This is a genomic window from Pseudomonas sp. J452, from assembly GCF_024666525.1.
In the GTDB taxonomy this organism is placed as follows: domain Bacteria; phylum Pseudomonadota; class Gammaproteobacteria; order Pseudomonadales; family Pseudomonadaceae; genus Aquipseudomonas.
Genome location: NZ_CP088294.1, coordinates 3,656,403 through 3,679,836, shown reverse-complemented (window position 1 = coordinate 3,679,836; position 23,434 = coordinate 3,656,403). Strand labels below are relative to the sequence as shown.

Here is a 23,434-nt window from a genome sequence, read left to right as displayed (position 1 = left end):
CCCGAGGCATGTCGATGAGCAGCAAGTCCGCCTTGAGCCCGGTCGCCGCCACCAGCGCTGCAGCGCCATTGCTGCAGCGCAAGTGTGCCTATGGCAACCCGGCCTCCAGCCTAGCGGCTGACTGCGAGCAGTGCCGACGTCCCCAGGCGCTGGGGATGCAAACCCGGCTGGCGGTGGGCGCCACTAATGACCCGCTGGAGCAGGAAGCCGACCGGGCCGCCGCTCAGGTGCTCGGTGACGCCGGCAAGACCCGCATTCAGCCCTCGGCGCGCCCCCATCTCAGCCGCGTTGCCCATGGCGCCGCCGCTACATCGGTGGCCCCGGCGAGCGTAACCAGAACCTTGCAGTCTGCTGGCGAGCCGCTGCCCGGCGCCGCCAGAGCCTTCTTCGAGCCCCGCTTCGGCCATGATTTCGCTCAGGTCCGGGTACACCGCGACAATGCCGCCGCCAACTCGGCACGGGATGTTGCCGCGCATGCCTATACCGTGGGGCGGCATGTCGTGTTTGCCCAGGGCCGTTACGCGCCCGACAGTGGCAGCGGGCGCGCACTGCTGGCCCATGAGTTGGCGCATGTCGTGCAACAAGGCGCATCTGCCACAGGGAACCAGCGGGTGCAGCGCACTGGCGACGGTGCGGGCGGCTCTACGGCCAGTGCGCCGCCCCAGGCAGAGGCAGAAGCGGGAGCAGTGGCAGAGCCTGCACAACGTGTTCCCCCTACGCCAACAGCCCGGGTAGTCGCCCTGACCTTCGACGACGGCCCGCATGCGGCCGGGTTGGGCACCGGCAGCAACAGGACCGAGAAGGTCCTCGACACCCTGCGCGACAAAGGGGCCAAGGCCGGCTTTTTCATTCAGAGCCATGCGCAGGGCGGCGATGGACGGCCCATTCGGGGCAACACCAGGGTGGGCCGGCAGTTGATCCGCCGCATGCATGCCGAAGGCCACGCCATTGGCATCCACACCGGTGGCACCCGGGATCATGAGTCACATATCACCGCCCAGGCCGCCGGCCGTCTGAGCGGCGAGCTGGCCGGTGCCCGCGACTTTATCCGCGACACCACCGCCACCGAGACCGAGGCCGGCGTAACAGCCACCCTGGTCAGGCCTCCGTTTGGCAGCTCGGACGCCGCTGTACGCAGTACCTACGCCTCGCTCAGCCTGACCAACCTGCTCTGGGACATAGACGGCGACCCCGGTGGCGAGCTGTCACTGGTCCAGCTCAAGACCAACGTTGAAACCGGGCTAAGTGCCATGGCTGCACGCAGCTGGCGGGGTACCACGCCTTCGGCCCCCAAGATCGTCATGCTCTACCACGACATTCGGCGCAACTCTTCCACGCACCTGGGCGCGGTCATGGACCACATCACCCTGGTCATGCGCCGCGACCACAACTCAACGGTTTCCTTCGAGAAGCCGTAAAGGCAGGAGCGAACATGGGCTCATGTAGCAGCAAGTCGGCACCCTGCAGCCAGTGCGCAAGTTGCAAGGAGCGCGCACCAAGCGCCGCTGCGCGAGGGCAAGAGCCCTCACTGTTGAGTCAGGCGCAACGCCAGCGCCTGGAGAGCGAGGCCGATCTGATGGCCGAGCGCTTTACTCGCTCCGGCTTCGCGGGCGGTGGGCCGCGCCCGACAGCCAGCGCCGCCCCACAGCAGGCTGTGCTGAAGAAGGACGACGAGGAAAGTCCCGCGCCGGCGCAAGGTGCCGCGCAGGGGAACAAGGGCGACGGCTCGGTGACGGAAACCGCCGAGAGCAACCTTGGCGAGCCTGGAACCGCCGCCGACGAGGTACTGACCAAGCGTGCCGACGCCCGAGTTGAGCCTGTCAGCCATGCCCCCTCATCGATGGGCGGGGGATCTGCCATGCCCAGCGCAGAGCGTCGCCCTTTCGAAAACTTCTTCGGCCGGGACTTCTCAGCCGTGCGTATTCACAACGACAGCCAGGCCCATCAATACACCCGGCAGATCAACGCCCTGGCGGCCACCCGCAGCAACCATATCTACCTGTCCGAGCGGGTCGCCTCCAGCCGCCCCAGGGGCTTGCTCGCCCACGAGCTGACCCATGTGGTGCAGCAGGGCCGCGCACCTCTGGTGGCAGCCCGCGCAGGGGTAACCGCGAATACCGCCCGGCTACAGGATGCACCACCGAATATCTCCCCGGCCCCGATAGGCTGGCAGCTCTACCAGGCGACCATCTGCAGCGGCAGGGACAACGAGCACCCCAGCACCCAGCCGCTGGACTTTCCGGAGACCTACATCAGCAAGATCAACGTCTCGCTGACCAATCAGAAGGTCACCCTGGACTGGACCGGCCCCAGCGTCGCGGAGGCCGAGCGGAACGTACTGGCTGCTACCGGTGACGGCATCATCAACTGTTCCACCGGTGCCGGAGTGACGGGCCAGGCCAGCTGCAACGACACCGAGCACAGCAAGAGTAGCGGCAGCTGTTGTACCCCCAAAGGCACCTTCACCCTGGGCGCGCAGAGCTGCGTTACGCCACGCCTGGGGTTGCAGAACTTCAGTGGTTTCCAGCGCGACGGAGTGGGCTTCCACTACTACTCCAGCGTGCCCAGCCACCCCGCTTCCCACGGTTGCGTCAGGCTGCACCGGGGCGCCTCCAAGATCATCTTCGACAGTGCCCGCTCGAACGTCACCACGGTCGAGGTCAGCGGTAGCTACACCGGCGCTTACGCCAGACACAGCAGCTGCGATTAGACAGCTGCTGCCACACAGGATGGGCGATCCATGAAGACAGCGTTCAGGGTAAATGCACGGCAAGACGCAACCCGCTACGGAGCATGTTCAGCATGACTGGCCTCAGTAATTCCCCCCGCCTGGTCAAAGCCGGCCTGGTCATGATCGACCCGCAATCGGCCCAGGTGCGTCGGGTGATCGCCCTGCAGTACAACCCGGAAAAGCTCACCCGCAGCCTGCAGGTGCAAGGGGCCGGCGACGGGGCCGAGCGTTCCGAGGCGCTGCGCTTGAAGGGGCCGGCGGTGGAGACCTTCCAACTGGAGGTGGAGATCGACGCCGCCGACCAGCTGCAGTATCCGGAACAACATCAGGCCGTGGTGGATGCCGGCATCGCCCCGCAGCTGGCGGTGCTGGAGTCGCTGATCAACCCGGCGGCAGCCGATCTGCTGGCCGGCAAGGCGCTGGCCGCGGCGGGCACCCTGGAGATCGCGCCGATGGAGTCGGCCCTGGTGCTGTTCGTCTGGGGCGCCAAGCGCATTGTGCCGGTGCGGGTGACCGATTTCTCCATCGCCGAAGAGGCGTTCGACCCGCAGCTCAACCCGATCAACGCCACCTGCAACCTCGGCCTACGCGTGCTCTCGGTGGACGACCTCGGTTTCGATCACAAGGGCGGCGGGCTGTTCATGGCCTACCTGCAATCACGCGAGAAGCTGGCCGGTAAAGCCGCCACCTTCGGTTTCGACGCTCTGGGCATTGGAGGCCTGCCATGATCGATCCGCTCAAGGCCTTTCTGCAGGCCAACGCCCTCACCGCCCCGGCTTTCGCTCCGGACAGTCGCTACCACGGCCTGGATATCGCCCAGTGGGTGCGTGCCGACGGCGAGGTGCTGAGTTATGTACGCCGGCGCTTCGTGCCACCGCCGGAGAACTTCGCCACCCTGGGCGAGCATCGGGTGGAAGTCGGCGACCGCCTCGACAACCTGGCCGCGCGCCATCTGGGCGACCCGCAGCAGTACTGGCGGCTGTGCGACGGCAACGGCGCGCTGCGCCCGGATGAGCTGACCGAGACCGTCGGCCGCCGCCTGCGCATCACCTTGCCGGAAGGCGTGCCGGGAGACGACGCATGAGCAATGCCGTCCACCTCAGCCTGCTGATCGGCCCGATCATTCCGCTGCCCGTGCCGGCGATGCTGATCGACGCCCTCGAAGAGGTCACGGTGACCAGTGCCAGCGAGGGCGCCAGCGGCTTCCAGCTGCGCTTCAAGGTCAACAGCAAGTCCGAACTGAATACCCTGTTCCTGATTGCCGTGGGCAACAACGCCAGCCTGGGCACGCCGCCGCTGCGGGTGGTGCTGATCGTCACCCTCGGCGGGCGGGCGCAGCCGCTGTTCGATGGCGTGCTGACCAATGTCGAGGTGCAGGCCGGGCAGAATCGCCAGCCCGGCAGCATCACCATCACCGGCGAAGACCTGACCAAGGTGATGGACCTGATCGACTTCTCCGGCATGCCCTACCCGGCCATGCCGGTCGAGGCCCGTGTGGCGCTGATCTGCGCCAAGTACGCGGCGTTCGGCATTATTCCGCTGCCGATCCCGTCGTTCTTCCCGGACGTGCCGATCCCCATCGAGCGCATTCCTGCCCAGCAGGGCACGGACCTGGCCTACATCCGTCAACTGGCCGAGGAAGTCGGCCATGTGTTCTACATCGAGCCGGGCGAGGTGCCGCTGACCAACATCGCCTACTTCGGCCCCGAGATCAAAGTCGGCATACCGCAACCGGCGCTGAACATCGACATGGACGCGCACACCAATGTCGAGTCGCTGAACTTCAGTTTCGATCCGACCAAGGGCGTGCTGCCGATCGTGTTCATCCAGAACCAGATGACCCGCGCGCCGATCCCCATTCCGATCCCCAATCTCAACCCGCTGCAGCCGCCGCTGGGCGTGCTGTCCACGCCGCTGGCCAACCTCAAGATGATGAAGGAAACGGCCAAGATGAGCCCGATGCAGGCCATCTGTGCCGGCCTGGCCGAGGCGAAGAAATCCCAGGACGCGGTGAGCGCCAGCGGCAGCCTTGACGTGCTGCGTTACGGGCGCATCCTGCGCCCACGCAAGCTGGTAGGCGTGCGTGGCGCCGGGGTCGCCTACGACGGCCTGTACTACGTCAGCAGCGTCACCAGCACCCTGGGCCGCGGCAAATTCACCCAGAGTTTCAACCTCAGCCGCAACGGGTTGATCTCCATCACGCCAACGGTGCCCGCATGAGCCAGCGCTACTACGGCAAGTACCGCGGCATGGTGTTGAACAACATCGACCCCATGCAGCAGGGCCGCCTGCAGGTGCAGGTGCCCGATGTGGCCGGGCTGATCCCGGCCAGCTGGGCCATGCCCTGCGTGCCGATCGCCGGCATCCAGAACGGCATGGTGGCGCTGCCAATGATCGGTTCCGGGGTATGGGTGGAGTTCGAACAGGGCAACCCGGACCACCCGATCTGGGTCGGCTGCTTCTGGGGCAGCGCGGCGGAGATCCCCGCGCTGGCCCTGGCCACCCCGCCCGGCATGCAGGCCATCACCCTGCAAACCCCGCTGCAGAACGGCCTGACCATCTCCGACCTGCCCGGCCCGACCGGCGGAATCATGCTCAAGAGCGCCACCGGGGCGACCCTGATCGTCAACGACACCGGCATTTATATCCAGAACGGCAAGGGCGCCATGCTCACCCTGGTGGGCCCGGCGGTAACCATCAATAACGGCGCGTTGACGGTGATCTAGGTCGCCCGCGCGGGCGGTCGCAGGCAGTTCCCGTGGAATGCGGAACAAGGAGGCAGGTATGGACAGATACGCAACGCAGCAGCGCCGCCCGAGCCGTGCACGGCCACGCGCTATATGGCACGCGGAGGGTTGCTGAGATGCCCGGCCCCCTCCTGCATGTCGGTGCCAGCGTGCTCTGCGCCCATGGCGGCACCGCCAATCCGACCGTGCCCAACCCGCGCGTGCTGGTCAGCGGCCAGCCAACCGTGTTGATGAGCGGCCCCTACGTGATCGCCGGCTGCCCGTTCAACGTCTCCGGCAGCCCGGTGCCCTGTGTCACCGGCCAGTGGGTGGTGGCCGCGACCCGGGTGCTCTCCAACGGCCAGCCCGTGGTGCTGATGGACAGCCAGGCGGTCTGCGCGCCCAACGGCACACCGCTGCTGCCGGTGGCCGCGCAGACACGCGTGATCGGGAGCTGACCATGACCCAGCGCCTGCACTTTCCCTATGCCTTCGATGGCCACGGCCGCAGCCGCGAGGCCGATGAAGCCAGCTGGATCCGCGGCCTGATCGAGCAGGTGCTGTTTACCGCACCGGGCGAACGGGTGATGCGCCCGGACTTCGGCAGCGGCCTGCGCGAGCTGGTGTTTGCGCCCAACAGCCCGGAGCTAGCCGCCACCGTGCAGTTCCTCGTGCAGGGTGCGCTGCAGCAATGGCTGGCCGACCTGATCCTGGTCGAGTCGGTCGAGGTCAGCGCCGTCGAGGCACGTCTGGCGGTGCAGGTGCAGTACCGCATCCGCCGCACCAACCAGCGCCGTGACGAAAGCTTCGTCCAGGGAGCGACGCCATGATCTACCACTGCTGCGAAGAAAATCGCCGCGCGCTGGTGGATGCCCACCCCAGCCTCAACGGCATCGACTACCTGGAGGTGCTCGACCTCGACGCCCCGCCCGGCAGCCCGCGCCAGCGCACCCTGCTGGTTCGTCTGCTCAAGCCGGTGCCTGCCGGGCTGAGCGTGGACAACCTGCATATCAGCGGTGGCGAGCGCGTGCGCCGGGTGAGCGTCGAGTGGCTCGGCATCGCCAGCGCCCCACCGGCCCAGGCCAGCGCCGCCGAGCAAGCATTGTTCCTGGCCTTGGTGGAACCCGAGCATGTGCTGGTGCTGCGCACCGACACCGATGGCGACCACTCCACCTATCACCTGCAACTGCGCCAAGCCGGCTCCCTCGACACGCCGCTGGCGGATTTCGACCCGCGTCTGTCGGCCGTGGACTTCGCCTTCAAGGTCGAGTGCCCCAGCGATTTCGACTGCCGCCCGCAGCAGGACTGTGCCGAGCCCGCCACGCCAGCGCCGGACATCAACTACCTGGCCCGCGACTACGCCAGCCTGCGCCGCCTGGTGATGGATCGCCTGGCCCGGCAGATGCCCGGCTGGCGCGACCGCAGCCCGGCCGACCTGGCCACCACCCTGGGCGAGCTGATCGCCTATGTCGGCGATCTGCAGCACTACCAGCTCGACGCCGTCACCACCGAGGCCTACCTGCACACCGCGCGCAAGCGCAGCAGCCTGCGCCGCCATGCCCTGCTGGTGGACTACCAGCTGCACGAAGGCTGCAACGCCCGCGCCTGGCTACATCTGCAGGTCAGCGGCGGGCCTTTTCCGCTGCCGGACGGGCTGCGCTTCTATACCCGCGTACCCGGTGTGCCGCCGCGCATCCTCAGCGACTCGCCGGAGGAACGCCAGGCGCTGCAGAGCACGCCGCTGGTGTTCGAGCCGATGCAACAGGCCAGCTTGAACCAGGCACACAACCGCCTGTTCTTCCACACCTGGAGTGACGCCCGCTGCTGCCTGGCGAGCGGCTCCACCGCCGCTACCCTGCGCGGCCACCTGCCGGACCTGGCGGTGGGCGACGTGCTGGTGTTGCAGGAAGTGCTCGGCCCGCTCACCGGCGAGGCGGCCGACGCCGATCCTGCGCGGCGCCACGCGGTGCGTCTGACCCAGGTGCGTGCCTTCGACGGCACGGACCCACTGCTCGATCCGCTGGACGACAGCGAAATTACCGAGATTGCCTGGCACGCTGCCGACGCCCTGCCCTTTGCCCTGTGCATCTCCAGCGAGACCGACGAGGCTCATGGCAGCCTGCAACTGGAGGATGTCAGCGTGGCGCTGGGCAATATCGTCCTGGTCGACCACGGCCGCAGCGTGATCGGCGAGGCACTGGGCAGCGTACCGGCACCGCTGATGCAATACCCGGCCAGCGGCGGCGCCTGCCAGCGCCTGGCGCCGGAGCCGTTGCCGCCGCGCTATCGCCCGCTACTGGCCGAGGGCCCGGTGACCCACCGCGGCCGCGTCGTCCGGCGGGTGCTGGATGGCGGTCTGCTGCGCCGCGAGTGGGTGCTGTTCGACCCCCAGGCCTCGGCCAGCAGCGCCCTGCACTGGCGCGCCGCCGACGCGATCCCCGCCCTGCGCCTGGAAAGCGGACTTGAGGCCAGCCCGGACCACTGGAACGTGCAGCGCAACCTGCTGGACAGCAAGGCCGAGGACCGCCATTTCGTCGTCGAGGCGGAGCACGACGGCAGCACCCACCTGCGCTTCGGCGACGACCGCCACGGCCGGCGCCCGGACAGCGGCATGGACTTTCGCGCCTATTACCGGGTCGGCAACGGCCCCGCCGGTAATGTCGGCGCGGCCAGCATTGCCCATGTGGTCAGCGCCGAGGCGCGCATCGAGGCGGTGAGCAACCCGCTGCCGGCCCACGGCGGCATCGCCGCGGAGAACCAGGCCGAGCTGCGCCGCGCGGCGCCACAGGCATTCCGCACCCAGGAACGGGCGGTGACCCCGGCCGACTACGCCGAAGTCACCGAACGCCTGGATGGCGTGCAGCGCGCCGCCGCCGGGCTGCGCTGGACCGGCAGCTGGCACACGGTGTTCGTCACGGTGGATCGCGAGGGCGGTGAACCGGTCGATGTGCCATTCGCCGAGAACGTGGTCGAGCACCTGGACCGTTACCGCATGGCCGGCCATGACCTGCGGGTCAACGAGCCGCTGCATGTATCGCTGGAGATCGACCTGCTGGTCTGCGTCAAGGCCGGCTACTTCCGCAGCGATGTACGCCACGGCCTGCTCGACGTGCTCGGCAGCCGCCAGCGCAGCGACGGCACACGCGGCCTGTTCCACCCGGACAACTTCAGCTTCGGCCAAACCTTCTTCCTCAGCCCGCTGTACGCCGCCGCGCGCACCGTGCCCGGCGTGGCCGCGGTGCAGGTGACGCGCTTCCAGCGCCAGGGCCAGGTCGATCCCAAACCGCTGGCCGATGGCTTCATGGCACTCGGCCGCCTGGAAATTGTGCGCCTCGACAACGATCCGAATTTTCCGGAGCACGGCGTGCTGCGGCTCAATCTGCATGGAGGCAAGTGATGGCCAGCAAACCCGAGTGTGACTGCTGCACCGGCGTGGACGCCGATACGCCACGGCGCATCGACAACCCGCCGGGGCTGCCGGCGATCGACTATCGCATCGGCCGCCATGGCGACTTTATGGACAGCCTGCAGGCGCGCCTGTCCAGCGCCGAACATCCGGCCCTGGCTGCCTTCACCAGCCGCGAGGCCAGCGACTTCACTCTGGCGCTGTCCGACGCCCTGGCCTGCTCGCTGGACGTGCTCGGCTTCTACACCGAGCGCTACGCCCAGGAGCACTACCTGCGCACCGCCACCGAGCAGCTGTCGGTGCGGCAGATGGCGCGGCTGATCGGCTATCGGCCGGCACCCGGCGTGGCCGCCTCCACCCACCTGGCCTTCACCCTGCAGAGCGCGCCGGGCATGCCCAGCGAGCCGATCGTCATTCCAGTCGGCAGCAAGGTGCAGAGCGTGCCCGGCCAGGACGAACAGGCGCAGACCTTCGAGACCCTCGCCCCGGCACCGGCCCGCGCCGCCTGGAACGCCATCCCGGCCCAGGCCAGCCGCGCCTGGCGGCCGCGCAAGGGCGACACCGAGCTGTGGCTGGCCGGGGTTCTTCACCAGTTGCAGGTGGGCGACGCCATCCTCATCGTCGGCGACGAGCGTCTCAGCGACCCTGGCAGCGAGCGCTGGGACGTGCGCGTGCTGGCCAAGGTCGAGGCGGACAGCGCGAATGGGCGCACCCGACTGCTGTGGAATCACCCGCTGGGCAGCGGTTTCCCGGCCATGAGCCCGAGTGGCGCCGGCGCCCGGGTGTTTGCCCTGCGCCAGCGCACCGCGCTGTTCGGCCACAACGCGCCCGATCCCAACCTGTTCGGCCCGGACAACCCGCAGATCGGCCACCAGATCGACAAGAGCACCAGCAACAACTGGCGCTGGGCCAACTTCACAGTCGATCCGGCCGCTGTCGACCTGGACACCGACAACGCCAAGATTGTCGCCGGCAGCTGGTTCGCCCTGGTCTCCAACAACCCGGCCTACGGCAGCGCCGACCTGCCCGGCTATGTCGAGCTGTACCGCGCCACGCGGGTTATCCATCGCACCCGCAGTGCTTTCGCCCTGTCCGGCAAGATCACCCGCATCACCCCGGACACCGACGAAAATCTCAGCACCACCACCTTCCCGCTTCGCCAGACCCTGGTGCTGGCCCACAGCGAGGCGCTGGAGACGCTGGCCACGCCGCTGTTCCACCCGGCGTATGGCGATCTCCTCGAACTCGACCAGCGCGTCGACGGCCTGCAGCCGGGCCAGGCCTTGGCGCTGTCCGGCCGGCGCCAGCGCATCGCCCTGCTGGCCAGCGGCCTGGCCCTGCAGCTGGACCTGGGCGGCAGCGTGGCACTGGAGCAAGGCGATGAACTGTTTATGCTCAGCGCCGCCGACCGCCTGTTCGGCAGCACCCCGGTGGCACTCGGCGCCGAGGAGTTTGCCGGGCTGCTGGGCAGCGCGTCGGTCAACCTGCGCTTGCAGGTGCTGGATCGCGACGGGCGCAGCGGCCGCTTGCAGGCCAAGGCCAGCCAGATTGGCCTGGCCGTGGGCCACAAGGACGATCCGCTGGTGCGCCAGATCGCCTTTATCGGCGACACCGAGGATGCCCTCAGTCACGACCGCGACCGCACCAGCCTCCAGCTGCAGACGCCCTTGCAGCATGTGTTCGAGCGCGCCACCTTGCGCATCAACGCCAACGTCGCCCCAGCCAGCCACGGCGAGACGGTCGAGGCGATCCTCGGCGACGGCAACGCGGCCCAGGCCAACCAGCGCTTCGCGCTAAACCAGGCGCCACTGACCTACCTCAGCGCCAGCACGCCCAGTGGGCGCGCCTCGTCCCTGGAGCTGCGGATCAACGATGTGCTGTGGAGCGAGGCGCCGACCCTGTACCACGCCGCGGCCAATGCGCGCAGCTACGAAACCAGCCAGGACGAGGCCGGCTACACCACCCTGCAGTTTGGCGACGGCAACGAGGGCGCGCGCCTGCCCAGCGGCCACAGCAACGTGCGCGTGCGCTACCGCAAGGGCCTCGGCGGCGCCGGCAACCTGGCCGCCGGCAAGCTCACCACCCTGCTCTCGCGACCGCTTGGCGTCAGCGAAGTGGTCAACCCGGTGCCCGCCAGCGGTGGCGAGGATGGCGAGTCGCTGGCCCAGGCCCGCGGCAACGCGCCGCTGACGGTGCTGACCCTGGACCGCGCCGTGTCCATCGCCGACTACGCCAACTTCGCCCGCGCCTTCGCCGGTATCGACAAGGCCCACGCCCTGTGGATTCCCAGCGGTCCGGCGCGTGGCGTGTTCCTCAGCCTGGCCGGTGCGCAAGGCGCGACGGTGGCCGAGGGCGACACGGTGTATGCCTCGCTGCGCGCCGCGCTGCTGGCCTACGGCGACCCGCTGGTACCGCTGCGCATGGTCGGCTACGCCGATGCGCGCTTCCGTTGCCGCCTGGCGATCAAGGTGCTGGCGGAATACGACGGCGAGCTGGTGCTGGGCCAGGTGGAGGCCGCGCTGCGCGAACATTTCGGCTTCGCCAAGCGCGATTTCGGCCAGACCGTGTCGGTCGACGAGCTGGCCGCGGTGGCCCACGGCATCGCCGGGGTGCAGGCGGTGCAGGTCAGCCGCCTGTATCGCCAGGGCCAGCCGCCGGGCCTGGCGCCACGCCTGTATGCCGCGCTACCGGTGGCCTCACTCAGCGGCCTGCCGCAGGCGGCAGAGCTGCTGACCCTGGACGCTGCGCCGCTGGAACTGGAGGTGCTGCCATGAGCCTGGACGCGCAATCACTGTTCGCCCTGCTGCCGGCCATTCATCGCATAAGAGATGCCGAGCTGGCCGCCTCGCAGGGTTTCGAGCGCGGTCCGCTGGAGGAGCTGGTCGCCTTGCTGGCGGAGCAGTTGGGGATCGCCGAAGAAGGCCTGGAACAGCTCTACGACGACCTGTTCATCGAAACCTGCGCCGACTGGGTAGTGCCCTACATCGGCGACCTGATCGGCTATCAGGGCCTGCATCAGGTGGTGCCCAAGGTCGCCAGTCCGCGTGCCGAAGTCGCCCACACCATCGCCCTGCGTCGGCGCAAAGGCACTGCCACGGTACTGGAGCAGCTGGCCCGCGACGTCACCGGCTGGGACGCCCGCGCCGTCGAGTACTTCCAGCGCCTGTGCGCCACCCAGTATATGAACCACCCACGCCCACAGGCGCTGCAGGCCCCCGACCTGCGCCAGGAGCAGGCGCTGGAATGGCTGGGCACGGCCTTCGAGACGGCCAACCGCAGCGTGGACGTGCGGCGCATCGAGACCGGTCGCGGGCGACACAACATCCCCAACGTCGGCCTGCACCTGTGGCGCATCCAGGCCTACTCGCGCAGCCAGGCGCCCTGTTTGCGCGCCGGCCCACGGCGCTACCGGGCCAGCCCGCTGGGCCACGACCTGGCGCTGTACAACAAGCCACGGGTGGAGGACGACATCGGCCACCTGGCCGAGCCGGACAACGTGCCCTGGCCGCTGTCGCGCCGGCGCCTGGAGGCGCATCTGGCGCGGCATTACGGGGTGCGCGCCAATGCCGGCGCGCCGCTGGACAACCCAGCGCCGAGCCTGCAGCTGTGGGTCGACGGCACGCTGATCGAGCGCGAGCAGATCTGCATCTGCCACCTTGGCGACGACGGTGCCGGCTGGGCGCACACGCCACCGGCCGACGGCACCTATTCCATCGATCCGCTGCTGGGGCGCATCGCCCTACCCGGCGACGCCCCGGACCCCGCCGAGGTGCAGCTGACCTGGCACGAAGGCTTCTCGGCCGATATTGGCGGCGGCGAATACGAACGCGGCGCCGACCTGCCCACGCCACCACTCGGCCGCCTGCTGGTGCGAGTGCCGGACGATCAGCCGACGCTGGTGGCGGCGCTGACCGAGATCGCCGGCGACGGTGTGGTGGAAATCACCGACAACGGCCGCTATGAGGAAGCGCTGGCTATCCAGGTGGCGGTCGATGGCGCCGTGGAAATCCGCGCGCGCAACGGCCGCCGTCCGGTCCTCGCGCTTAGCCAGTTGAGCATCAGCGGCGCGGCAGACAGCGCCTGCCTGCTCAACGGCCTGCTGATCAGCGGTGCGCCACTGCAGGTGGCGGCCGGCGCCGGCAACCTGCTGGCCCGTCTGGAACTGAGCCACTGCACCCTGGTGCCCGGCATCGCGCTGGATGCCGGCGGCCAACCGCTGCAGCCCACCAGCCCCAGCCTGCTGCTGGAGATCGCCAGCCTGCACACCCGTATCTCGCGCAGCCTGGTCGGCGCCATCCGCGCGCACGAGCACGCCGTGGTACAGGCCAGCGACAGCCTGATCGATGCCACGGCCCGCGACGGCGTGGCCTTCGCCGCCATGGATGGCGAAGCACCGGGCGCCGCGCTGTCGCTGGATGCCTGCACGCTGATCGGCAAGCTGCATACCAGCGAGGTCGGGCTGATCTCCAACAGCATCCTGTTCGCCGCCCTGGCACCGGCCGACAGCTGGGCGGTGCCGGTACGCGCCGAGCGCAAGCAGGTCGGTTGCGTGCGTTTCAGCTGGCTGCCGTTCAACTCGATCCTGCCCCGCCGCCATCGCTGCCAGCCCGACTCCAGCGCGGCCGCGCGGCACATCGCACCGCGTTTCACCTCGCTGCGCTACGGCACTCCCGCCTACGGCCAGCTCGCCACCTCCACCGCGGCGGAAATCCTCCAGGGCGCCGACGACGAGAGCGAAATGGGCGTGTTCCACCAGCTGTATGGCGCACAACGGGTCACCAACCTGCGCATCCGTCTCGCGGAATACCTGCGAGTCGGCCTGCGCGCCGGCATCTTTCACGAATCCTGAGGGCGCATCATGAGCTTCGATCTGAGTCGAGTCCGCTTCGACGCCCGCCGCGACTTCCTCGGCGTGGTCATGCAACAGGGTCGGGTCCAACTGGACGCCGACTGGAACGAGTGGGTGGCGCAGCTGGCCCGGCGCATCCAGGCCGGCGCGCTGGATACCTTCGGCGGCAACGTGGTGCCGCGCATCACCCCGGATGGCTTCCGCATCGAGGCTGGCGGCGGCAGCTTCACCATCGGCGCCGGACGCATCTACGTGGACGGCCTGCTGGCGGAAAACCACGGCGCCGCGCCCAACGTCTGGGAACCGCGCCTGGCCGAGCTGACCGGCAGCAACCCGCTGGGTTACGCCAACCAGCCCTACTACCCCAATCCGCCGGCGCTGCCCCAGGGCGGGCCGCACCTGGTGTATGTCGATGTGTGGCAACGCGACGTCACCGCCGTGGAGGCCCCCGACCTGATCGAGAAGGCAGTCGGCGTGGACAGCACCGGGCGCCTGCAGACGGTGTGGCAGGTCAAGGTGCTGGCCAATGTCGGCAACAGCACCTGTGCCACCGAGGATGAGGATGTACCTGGCTGGCTGGCCCTCACCGCGCCCTCGGCGGCGCGCCTGTCGACCAGTACCGGCGTGCCGAATTTCGAGCCCGACCCGTGCCAGGTGCCGCCAGCCGCCGGCTATCGCGGGCTGGAGAACCAACTCTATCGGGTCGAAGTGCACCGCGGCGGCGCTCTCGGCACCGCCACCTTCAAATGGTCGCGGGACAACGCCACGGTGGCCTCGCGGGTCAGCCACATCAACCCGGCGCGCGATCGCATCACCGTCGAGAGCATCGGCCGCGACGACGTGCTGCGCTTCCATGACGGCGACTGGGTCGAGGTGACTGACGACTGGCGCGAGCTGCACGGCCTGCCCGGCGAGCTGCGGCGCATCCGTGTCGCCGGCGGCGTAGACGAAAGCGCGCGGACCCTGCAGTTCGACCTGGCGCTACCCGCCGGCATGTTCCCCACCAACGCCCAGCAGGCCACCCAGGCCGCGCGCAACACCCGCGTGCGGCGCTGGGACCAGGCCGGCGTGGTGCGCCGCGAGAACGGCAACCAGGTAGTCGACCTCAACGCCCCAGGTGCTGCTGGCGACATCGTGATTCCCGCCGCGGGCACCCGCCTGTTCCTCGAACACGGCATCCTGGTCGAATTCGCCCTGGCCCCGGCCGGCGGCCAGTTCAAGACGGGCGACTACTGGGTATTCGCCGCGCGCACCGTGGATGCCAGCATCGAGGCGCTCAACCAGGCGCCGCCGCTAGGCATCCATCACCACTACGCACGCCTGGCGATGGTCAACTTCCCCGACAACGAGACCGACTGCCGCGTGCTCTGGCCGCCAATTGCCGAGGGCGAAGGCTGCGACTGTACCGTGTGCGTCAGCGCCGAGGGCCACAACAGCGGCGTGGCCACCATCCAGCAGGCCATCGACTCAATCAAGGACGTCGGCGGCACCATTTGCCTGGGCATCGGCACCTACAACCTGCGCGAAACGCTGACGGTGGACGACGCCAACTCTCTGCGCATCCGCGGCCAGGGCTGGGGCAGCCTGCTGGTCGGCAGCCAGCCCGGCAGCGTGATCGACATCAGTGCCAGCAATAGCGTGGCCCTGGAGAACCTCAGCCTGATCGCCTCGACCAGCAGCGCCAGCAGCACGGCGGCGCTGCGCGCACGCAACACGGTCGACCTGCGCGCCGAGCACATCAACGTGCTGTGCCTGGCCACGGGCGAAGGCAGCAGCGCAGCCATCAGCCTGGGCAGCAACATGCTCGGCGTGAGCATCGACGATTGCGCCCTGGTGGCCGAGCGCGGCATCGTCCGCGCCGGCGAGTACCTGCTCAGCGCCGAACTGCGGGTGACGCGCAACCTGTTCTTCTGCAGCCAGCGCGCTATCAACCTGGACGGCATCAGCCTGCACTACGGCAACACGCGGATCGACGGCAACCTGATGATCACCGGCACGCAAACGGCGCTGGTGGCGACCGGCGCGGTGCTGCCGGGCTCGCCGTTCACCATCGCCGACAACGTCATCTACACCCAGGGCGATGGCATTCGCGCCGGGGTGGATGGCCTGCGCATCCGCGACAACGAGATCAGCGGCGCGGGCGAACGCAGCGGCGATGGCATCGTGCTGGAGGAAGGCCTCGACCCGCAGGGCCTGAGCGACGTGCGCATCGAGGGTAACCGCCTGAGCCAACTGCAGGGCAACGCCATCCTCATCCACCAGCACCTGGACAACGCCAGCATCGCCGGCAACCTGATCGAGGGTATCGGTCTCGGCGCCCTGGTGATGGGCGAAGGCGGTTCGGCCACTACCCTGGGCGTGACCGGCAACCGCTGCCGCCACCTGGGCCTGGCGGCGAATGTCGATGGCAGCGCCTATGCCGCGGTGCAGCTGATCCGCGTACAGCGCGGCGACTTCTGCGACAACCTGATCGCCGAAGTGGCGCGCGACGCCGTGATCTCGCCCGCCATCGCCGGCCTGCGCGCGGCGGCGGTTGGCCAGTTGCGGGTGGTGGGCAATCGCTTCCTCGGCATCGGCCCGGATCGCAGCAGCGGCGAGATGGTGGCCATCCAGATCCTGCCACCCTTCGAGCGCAGCGTGGTCGAGGGCAACCATGTCGACCGGGTCGGCGACGATGAGCAGCAGAAACCGGTCAACGCCATCTGGCGGGCAATCCAGATAGCCCCGGTCACGCTCGGCGGCCCGGCCAACTTCAGCGTCGCCTACATGGTGCCCGCGCCGGAAAGCACCTACCTGCTCAGCGCCAACCGCGCTTATGCACTCGCGCGCCAACCGGCCGACCTGGCGATCCAGAACAATCGCCTGCGCGCGCACCTGAGCAGTGTGCCGCTCAACCTCTGCGCCAGCCTCGAGCACTGCCTGTTTGCCGGCAATCACTGCGAAACGCTGGGCGCCGCCAACGATGGCGCGCAATCCGGCGAGCTGCAGGCGCGCACCCTGAATGCCAGCAACAACCGCCTACGTGGCCAGGGCGACCACGACACCCTGCATCTGCACCCGGATGTCCAGGTCAAGCAGGCCATCGTCATCGGCAATACCAGTACCGGCAACATCCGGGTCATCAACGGCGCGCCCATCCCCAACGACATGGCGTTGACCAACATCATTGGCTTCTAGGAGAGCAAGACATGGCCGTCACCACCTTTCGCGGCGAAAAGAACCTCGGCGAGCTGGCCGACAAACTGTTCCTGAAGCTCACCCCGCGCCAGCGCGAGAAGGTCGAAGGCGCCCTGCTGCAGGCCAATCCACAGCTGGACCAGATCACCAGCCTGCGTGCCGGCACCCTGCTCAAGGTGCCGGACCTGCCGGAGCTGCGGGCCAAGGCCAACCGCGCCGGCGGCAAGCCGGACGACCAGCTGGCCGACCACCTGAGCAACGAGCTACAGGCCTTCGCCCGCCTTCTGGGCCCCCGCTTCGCCGCGGCGCAGGAGGCGGTGGCGCAAACCGCCGCGGTGCTGGCGGAGCCGGAGCTGAACCGGGTGATCGCCAAGGAAAAACCGCTGCGCGACCTGGCGAAGAATATCGGCACGCTCAACGAAAGACGCAAACAGGAGCTAGAGGAACGCCAGCAGGCGCTGACTGCCGCCATCAAACAGATGCAGGGCGATCTGCAGAAGCGCTGAGTCGGCGCCGCCCCATCAGGAACCAATTGCGTTTGCAAGGGATTATCATTTTGGCTAAAGTCGCCGGCTTCGGTATAGCCAGGCTCGCCAAGGATTGTCCATGTTCCGACTCGATGCGGTCAGCTTCAGCCTGCCGGAGCGTACCCTCCTGCATCCGCTGTCGCTCGACATCCCGCAAGGCCAGATGGTCGGCCTGATCGGCCACAACGGCTCCGGCAAATCCACCCTGCTGAAGATGCTCGCTCGCCAGCAACCGGCCAGCGCCGGCCACCTGCTGCTGGACGATAAACCGCTGGCCGCCTGGAAGGATCGCGACTTCGCCCGCCAGGTCGCCTACCTGCCACAGCAGCTGCCGCCCGCCGACAGCCTGACGGTGCGCGAGCTGGTCGGTTTCGGTCGCTATCCCTGGCACGGCCTGCTCGGCCGCTTCGGCAGCGAAGACCACGCCAAGGTGCGCGAGGCCATGGAGCTGACCGACACCACACGCTTCGCCGAACGCATGGTCGACAGCCTCTCCGGTGGCGAGCGCCAGCGTGTGTGGCTGGCCATGCTGCTGGCGCAGAACAGCCGCTACCTGCTGCTCGACGAGCCGACCTCGGCCCTCGACATCGCCCACCAGGTCGACGTGCTCGGCCTGGTTCATCGCCTCAGCCAGCAGCTGGGCCTGAGCGTGATCGTGGTGTTGCACGACATCAACATGGCCAGCCGCTACTGCGACCGCCTGATCGCCCTGCACAGCGGGCGCCTGCTGCTGGACGGCAGCCCGGCCGAGCTGATGACCGACAGCAACCTGGAGGCCATCTACGGCCTGCCCATGCAGGTGCTCAGCCACCCGCGCGGCCAACAACCCATTGCCGTGGTGGTCTGATGCGCTGGCTGCTCTGCATGCTCGCCCTGCTGGCGGCAATCGCCCAGGCCGATACCCGCCAGCCGCGCATCGCGGTAATCGACTGGGGCCTGACCGAGACCCTGCTCGGCCTGGGCGTGACGCCCATCGCGGTGGCCCAGACCGAGGGCTACCGGCGCTGGGTGCAGGCCCCCGAACTGCCCGCCCAGGTGGTCGACCTCGGCCTGCGCATCGAGCCCAATCTGGAGCTGCTCAGCCAGCTCAAGCCGGACATGATCCTGATCACCCCGCAGTTCGCCGCCAGCCGCGCGCAGCTGGAGCGGGTGGCGCCGGTGCACACCCTGGCCATCTATACGCCGGAGGCCGAGGCCTATGTCGGCGCCCAGCGGGTGACCCGCGAGCTGGCCGAGCTGCTCGGGCGCCAGGCCGAGGGCGAGGCGATGATCGCCCGCATCGATGCCACCCTGGCGCGGGTCCGCCAGCAGCTTGAGCCCCGAGAGCTGCCGCCGTTCTATGTGCTGACCTTCCTCGACCAGCGCCATGTGCGCCTGTTCGGCAGGCAGAGCATCTACCAGGGCGTGCTCGATCGCGTCGGCCTGCGCAACGCCTGGCAGGGCCCGACCAACTACTGGGGCTTCAGCCAGCAGGGCATCGACCGCCTGGCGGAGACGCCCGAGGCCGCCCTGCTCTACCTGAAACCCATGCCGCCCGGCGCTCAGGATGGTCTGGCCAGCAGCGCCCTGTGGAACCAGCTGCCGGCCGTGCGCGCGGGGCGCCTGTATGACCTGCCGCCGGTCTGGAGCTTCAACGGCTTGATGGCCGCCGAACGATTCGCCAACCTGCTGCAAGCGCGCCTGGCACCGGAGCACGTGCAATGACCGACCTGCTGGCCCAGGGGCCGTTACCCGTACGCACTCGCCGCAGCTTTTCCAGTCATCCCGCCTGGCTCTGTGGCCTGCTGTTGGCACTGACCCTGGTCCTGGCTTTCACCGACCTGGGCCAACGTTTGCCGAGCGGACAATGGCTGCAGGCCATGTTTGCCCCGCAAGACGGCGACATGGCGCAACTGATCCTGCATTTCAGCTGGTTGCCACGCCTGTGTATGGCCCTGCTCTGCGGCGCCGTGCTGGCCCTGGCCGGCACCCTGATGCAGCAGGTGCTGCGCAACCCGCTGGCCTCGCCGACCACCCTCGGCGTGGCCAGCGGCGCCCAGCTCGGCCTGCTGGTGGCCACCTTATGGGCGCCCTGGCTGCTGGATTTCGGCCGCGAATGGGTGGCCCTGGCCGGTGGTGGCCTGGCCTCCCTGCTGGTGTTCGCCCTGGCCTGGCGGCGTGGCTTGGCGCCGCTGACGCTGATCCTCGCCGGCCTGGTGGTGACGCTGTATCTCAGCGCGCTCAACGTGACCCTGATGCTGGTCCAGCAGCAGGATCTCAACGCGGTGTTTATCTGGGGCTCCGGCTCGCTCAGCCAGAACAGCTGGAGCGGCGTGCAGTTCCTCGTGCCACGCCTGGTCGTCGGCCTGTTGCTCCTGCTACCGCTGCTGCGCCCGCTGGCCCTGCTGGAACTCGATGACAGCGGCGTGAAGAGCCTGGGCGTGCCGCTGCGCTTGCTGCGCTTCGTCACCCTGACTCTGTCCGTGTACCTGGCCGCCTGCGTGGTCAGCACGGTGGGCGTGATCGGTTTCATCGGCCTGGCCGCCCAGGCTCTGGTGCGTCTGCTCGGCGCGCGCACCTTCGCCCAGCGCCTGTGCTGGGCGCCGCTGCTCGGCGGCCTGCTGCTGAGCGTCACCGACCTGGGCATTCAGCGCCTGGCCGGGTCCCTGGCCGAGCTGGTGCCCACCGGTGCCGCCACCGCCCTGTTCGGTGCGCCGCTGTTGCTCTGGTTGCTGCCACGCCTGCGCCTGGCCGGCGGTCAGCCGCACGGTGGCGACGGCCATCACTTCACTCGTCACCCCTTCCCGCTTAGGCGTCTGTTGCCGCTGTGCGTGGCGCTGGGCTGCGCGCTGCTGATCGCCCTCGGCCTGGGCCGCGGCCTGGACGGCTGGCAGTGGAGTCTGGGCGACGCAACTCTGCTCGACTGGCGCTGGCCGCGGGTAATGGCCGCGGCCGCCGCCGGCTGCATGCTGGCCCTGGCCGGCTGCATGATCCAGCGCCTGACCGGCAACCCGATGGCCAGCCCCGAGGTGCTCGGCATCAGCGCCGGCGCCGCCCTGGGCCTGATCGCCCTGTTGTTCCTGCTGCCCTACTCCGGGCCGCTGGCCCAGCTGGCATTGGGCGGCCTGGGCGCCGGACTGACCCTGCTGCTGTTGCTTGGCCTGTCGCGGCGCTCCGGCTTCGCCCCAGAACGGGTGCTGCTGATCGGCATCAGCATCACCGCGCTGTTCGACGCCCTGCAGGTGATCCTGCTGGCCGGCGGCGATCCGCGCGGGCAGAACCTGCTGGGCTGGATGTCCGGCTCCACCTACTTCGTCGGTCCGCAGATGGCGCTCTGGGTGCTGGTCTGCAGCCTGGTGCTGCTGGTCGCTGCCCTGCCCTTCGGCCGCTGGCTGGAATTGCTGCCGCTGGGCGATGGCACCCCGCGCGCCCTCGGCGTGCCGCTAGGGCGCAGCCGCTTCGTGCTGTTGCTGTTGGCAGCGCTGCTGACCGCCGGCGCCACCCTGATAGTCGGGCCGCTGAGCTTTATCGGCCTGCTGGCGCCGCACCTGGCGCGCCTGCTCGGCCTGGCCCGCGCCGTGCCGCAACTACTCGGTGCGGCGCTGCTCGGCGCGCTGGTGATGGTGGCGGCGGATTGGCTGGGGCGCACCCTGCTGTTCCCCGCGCAATTGCCGGCGGGGCTGCTGGCATCGCTGCTCGGCGGCGCCTACTTCATGCTGTGCCTGTATCGGCGCTGAACCGCTATTCGCGAGCAGAGCTCGCTCCTACGCAAACCAACCATGCATGTAGGAGCGAGCGATATTTGTAGCCCGGATGCAATCCGGGAGCCGAGCCGCCTGTGTCCCGGATTGCATCCGGGCTACGACAGATGCTGCTCGCCCATGGCATCAGTCCAGCACGGCTACCCCTTCCGCCGGCGGCTCTTCCAGCAGCGGGCAGTTGTCGCACATCGCCATACCCAGCTCGTTGCGGATGCAGCACAGCTTGCGTTGCCGCCAGGGCGCGCAGCCCTCGCCCTGGGGCACGTAGAGCACCGGTTCGCACAGCGGATTGCGGCTGCCGTCGGGGCGCAGCTTGCTTTCCAGCACCTCGAAGCCCTGGGCCAGCATCGGCTTGGGGAACGGCAGGCCGCCGAGGGTGCTCATGAACCACTCAAAGTAGTTGCCGGCGTTGCTCCACAGCACCCGTGCGGCGATCTTGCGATGGCTGCGCAGGGCGTCGATGAAAGGCAGCAGGTTGTCGTCCAGCAGCCCGGAGAAGCGCTCGAAACCATTGGCCGGCGCGCTGCTCCAGCGCTCGCCGGCGTGCGGCAGCTTGAACGCCTCGGGCAGGCCGTCGGCGCCGACCACCACCTGGATCTCGTCGAAATCCAGCGGCAGGCGCCAGTTGAGGATCAGCCCGGCAGCCAGTACCGGCGGAATCAGGCGCAGGAAGTAGTACTTGGACCACAGCGACATTAGCGCCCGGCGATCGCCTTCGGCGTACTCGGGGGCGAAGCGCAGCATCTGCTCTTGCAGACGTTCGGCGCTGACAAACTCACGCCCGGACAGTGCCGGGCGTGGGTCATCCGCAAGGGTGAGAACATCGCGGTAGTGGGCGAAAGGCCCTTGGAACAGCGGGGCAATGGCCGGAATCATCGGCCCCCCGCCAGGGTCAGGCGCATGCGCTGGCGACTCCTTGGGTGTGTCGGTGGCGGCGATTATCCAACAAAGCGTCGACCACTTCCTGCGAACGTATCGCCAGCACCGACAACAGCGTGTCGCTGAGGCCATGACTGGACTCGCAGCAGCCCTGCAGGTAGATGCCGGCGCTCATGTGCGGCTGGCAGCACAGGCGATAGTCGCGCTCGACGCCTTCGCCCAGGTGCTCGGCCAATCCGCCGAGCAGGCGCTTGTAGCCGTCGCGGCGATAACCGGTGGCCAACACCACAGCATCGTACAGACGCTCTTCCACACCCTGCGGACCGCTCAGTGTCAGGCGAATGCCCTCGGCACCCGCCTCCACCGCTTCGATGCTGCGCTGCGTCAGCAGGCTGTGCGGCGCATGGCCGGTGACCTTCTGCAGGTACAGGCGGTGATAGATGCTCTCGATCAGGTCCAGGTTGACCACCGAGTAGTTGGTCTGCGCGTTGGCCTGGATAAACGCCTCGCGCTCCTCCGAGGACTGGCCGTAGACCACGTCGGTATAGGCCGGATCGAAGATCTCGTTGACGAACGGGCTGTCGTCCGCCGGACGCAGGGCCTGGCTGCGCATCACCAGCGAGACTTCGGCCTGCGGGTAGCGGCCGCACAGGTCGCTGAAGATCTCCGCCGCGCTCTGCCCAGAACCCAGCACTGCCAGGCGCTTGGGTTCGCCGCAGGCGTGGATACGCTCCAGGTAGCCGGACGAATGCATGACGCGCGCATCGCCCTTGAGCGGGCGGAACGCCTCGGGCACCACCGGCTCACCGCCGATGCTGACCACCAGGTTACGGGTGATGCGCGCACGGGTGCGGCCGTCGGCCAGGCGCGAGATCACCTTGACCCGGGTCACGTCGCTGCCATCGAGCACCGGCTCGACGCCGATGACTTCCTCGCCATAGTGCACGCGGTCGCTGAACTGGGCGGCGGCCCAGCCCAGGTAGTCGTTGTACTCCAGGCGCGACGGCGTGAAGGTGCCGACGTTGATGAAGGACGCCAGGCGCCCCTTCTGGTGCAGGTAGTGGACGAAGGTGAAGCGGCTGGCCGGGTTGCGCAGGGTAGCCAGATCCTTGAGGAAGGAAATCTGCATGCGGCTGTCTTCCAGGAGCATGCCACCGTGCCATTCGAAGGCCGGTTTCTTCTCCAGGAAGCAATAACGCAAACCACCCTGCTCGCGCGTGCGGCGGTCTTCGTCGAGGGCCACGGCAATGGCCAGGTTGGCCGGGCCGAAGCCCAGGCCGATTACATCGTATTCCAACGTTTCTATGCTCATGTCAGGCACCGATCCCGCGAATGGCTCGTGTGAAGGTCAAGTGGGTCCTATGGCGGAACGGCACTCGCCTTGCCCAACCTCATCAGTC

Annotated in this window: 18 protein-coding genes; 16 read left to right on the top strand and 2 right to left on the bottom strand. The window is 68.5% G+C overall.

From position 1 onward, the window contains the following. Positions 1-14 precede the first annotated feature (14 nt). From LRS11_RS16590 to fhuB, 16 genes are all read left to right on the top strand, one after another. Entirely contained in the window at positions 15-1,418 is a 1,404-nt protein-coding gene (locus tag LRS11_RS16590) for a DUF4157 domain-containing protein (RefSeq protein WP_260494007.1), read from the top strand. Positions 1,419-1,531: 113 nt separating this feature from the next. Then, complete coding sequence (locus LRS11_RS16585; protein ID WP_260494006.1) at positions 1,532-2,710, top strand: DUF4157 domain-containing protein; 1,179 nt, start codon at positions 1,532-1,534, stop codon at positions 2,708-2,710. A gap of 92 nt (positions 2,711-2,802) precedes the next feature. After that, on the top strand, positions 2,803-3,459 hold the full coding sequence (locus LRS11_RS16580) for a hypothetical protein (RefSeq protein WP_173206471.1): 657 nt from the start codon (positions 2,803-2,805) through the stop codon (positions 3,457-3,459). Then, positions 3,456-3,815 carry a hypothetical protein gene (locus LRS11_RS16575; RefSeq protein ID WP_260494005.1) on the top strand — a complete coding sequence of 120 codons (360 nt, stop codon included), beginning with the start codon at positions 3,456-3,458 and terminating at the stop codon, positions 3,813-3,815. The genes LRS11_RS16580 and LRS11_RS16575 overlap by 4 nt, the downstream gene beginning before the upstream one ends. Then, positions 3,812-4,951 (top strand): hypothetical protein, encoded by a 1,140-nt coding sequence (locus tag LRS11_RS16570; RefSeq protein ID WP_260494004.1) that lies wholly within the window; start codon positions 3,812-3,814, stop codon positions 4,949-4,951. The genes LRS11_RS16575 and LRS11_RS16570 overlap by 4 nt, the downstream gene beginning before the upstream one ends. Next, positions 4,948-5,457 (top strand): phage baseplate assembly protein V, encoded by a 510-nt coding sequence (locus LRS11_RS16565; protein WP_173206478.1) that lies wholly within the window; start codon positions 4,948-4,950, stop codon positions 5,455-5,457. The genes LRS11_RS16570 and LRS11_RS16565 overlap by 4 nt, the downstream gene beginning before the upstream one ends. Before the next feature lie 137 nt (positions 5,458-5,594). Continuing rightward, positions 5,595-5,915 carry a hypothetical protein gene (locus tag LRS11_RS16560; protein ID WP_173206481.1) on the top strand — a complete coding sequence of 107 codons (321 nt, stop codon included), beginning with the start codon at positions 5,595-5,597 and terminating at the stop codon, positions 5,913-5,915. Positions 5,916-5,917: 2 nt separating this feature from the next. Next, the gene (locus tag LRS11_RS16555; RefSeq protein WP_260494003.1) at positions 5,918-6,286 is read left to right on the top strand and encodes a GPW/gp25 family protein; all 369 of its coding nucleotides are present in this window, start codon (positions 5,918-5,920) and stop codon (positions 6,284-6,286) included. Beyond that, a complete protein-coding gene (locus tag LRS11_RS16550) occupies positions 6,283-8,853 on the top strand; it encodes a putative baseplate assembly protein (protein ID WP_260494002.1) in 2,571 nt (856 codons plus the stop codon). Before LRS11_RS16555 ends, LRS11_RS16550 begins: the two co-directional genes overlap by 4 nt. Further along, on the top strand, positions 8,853-11,636 hold the full coding sequence (locus tag LRS11_RS16545) for a putative baseplate assembly protein (protein ID WP_260494001.1): 2,784 nt from the start codon (positions 8,853-8,855) through the stop codon (positions 11,634-11,636). The genes LRS11_RS16550 and LRS11_RS16545 overlap by 1 nt, the downstream gene beginning before the upstream one ends. Then, positions 11,633-13,711, top strand: coding sequence for a hypothetical protein (locus LRS11_RS16540; protein WP_260494000.1), 2,079 nt, complete (start codon positions 11,633-11,635; stop codon positions 13,709-13,711). Before LRS11_RS16545 ends, LRS11_RS16540 begins: the two co-directional genes overlap by 4 nt. Before the next feature lie 9 nt (positions 13,712-13,720). Further along, positions 13,721-16,888: a right-handed parallel beta-helix repeat-containing protein gene (locus tag LRS11_RS16535; RefSeq protein WP_260493999.1), complete on the top strand. Its 3,168-nt coding sequence runs from the start codon at positions 13,721-13,723 to the stop codon at positions 16,886-16,888. Positions 16,889-16,899: 11 nt separating this feature from the next. Then, positions 16,900-17,394 carry a hypothetical protein gene (locus LRS11_RS16530; RefSeq protein ID WP_260493998.1) on the top strand — a complete coding sequence of 165 codons (495 nt, stop codon included), beginning with the start codon at positions 16,900-16,902 and terminating at the stop codon, positions 17,392-17,394. A 100-nt stretch (positions 17,395-17,494) separates the two neighbouring features. After that, a complete protein-coding gene (locus LRS11_RS16525; RefSeq protein ID WP_260493997.1) occupies positions 17,495-18,262 on the top strand; it encodes an ATP-binding cassette domain-containing protein in 768 nt (255 codons plus the stop codon). Next, complete coding sequence (locus LRS11_RS16520; RefSeq protein ID WP_260493996.1) at positions 18,262-19,119, top strand: ABC transporter substrate-binding protein; 858 nt, start codon at positions 18,262-18,264, stop codon at positions 19,117-19,119. The genes LRS11_RS16525 and LRS11_RS16520 overlap by 1 nt, the downstream gene beginning before the upstream one ends. Further along, positions 19,116-21,131 carry a Fe(3+)-hydroxamate ABC transporter permease FhuB gene (gene fhuB / locus LRS11_RS16515; protein WP_260493995.1) on the top strand — a complete coding sequence of 672 codons (2,016 nt, stop codon included), beginning with the start codon at positions 19,116-19,118 and terminating at the stop codon, positions 21,129-21,131. Before LRS11_RS16520 ends, fhuB begins: the two co-directional genes overlap by 4 nt. Positions 21,132-21,281: 150 nt before the next feature. Here fhuB and fhuF read toward each other — a convergent pair whose 3' ends face one another. Both fhuF and LRS11_RS16505 read right to left on the bottom strand, forming a co-directional pair. Beyond that, positions 21,282-22,031, bottom strand: a complete 750-nt coding sequence (fhuF, locus tag LRS11_RS16510) for a siderophore-iron reductase FhuF (protein WP_260493994.1) — start codon at positions 22,029-22,031, stop codon at positions 21,282-21,284. A 16-nt stretch (positions 22,032-22,047) separates the two neighbouring features. Further along, entirely contained in the window at positions 22,048-23,346 is a 1,299-nt protein-coding gene (locus LRS11_RS16505; protein ID WP_260493993.1) for a lysine N(6)-hydroxylase/L-ornithine N(5)-oxygenase family protein, read from the bottom strand. Positions 23,347-23,434 lie beyond the last annotated feature (88 nt).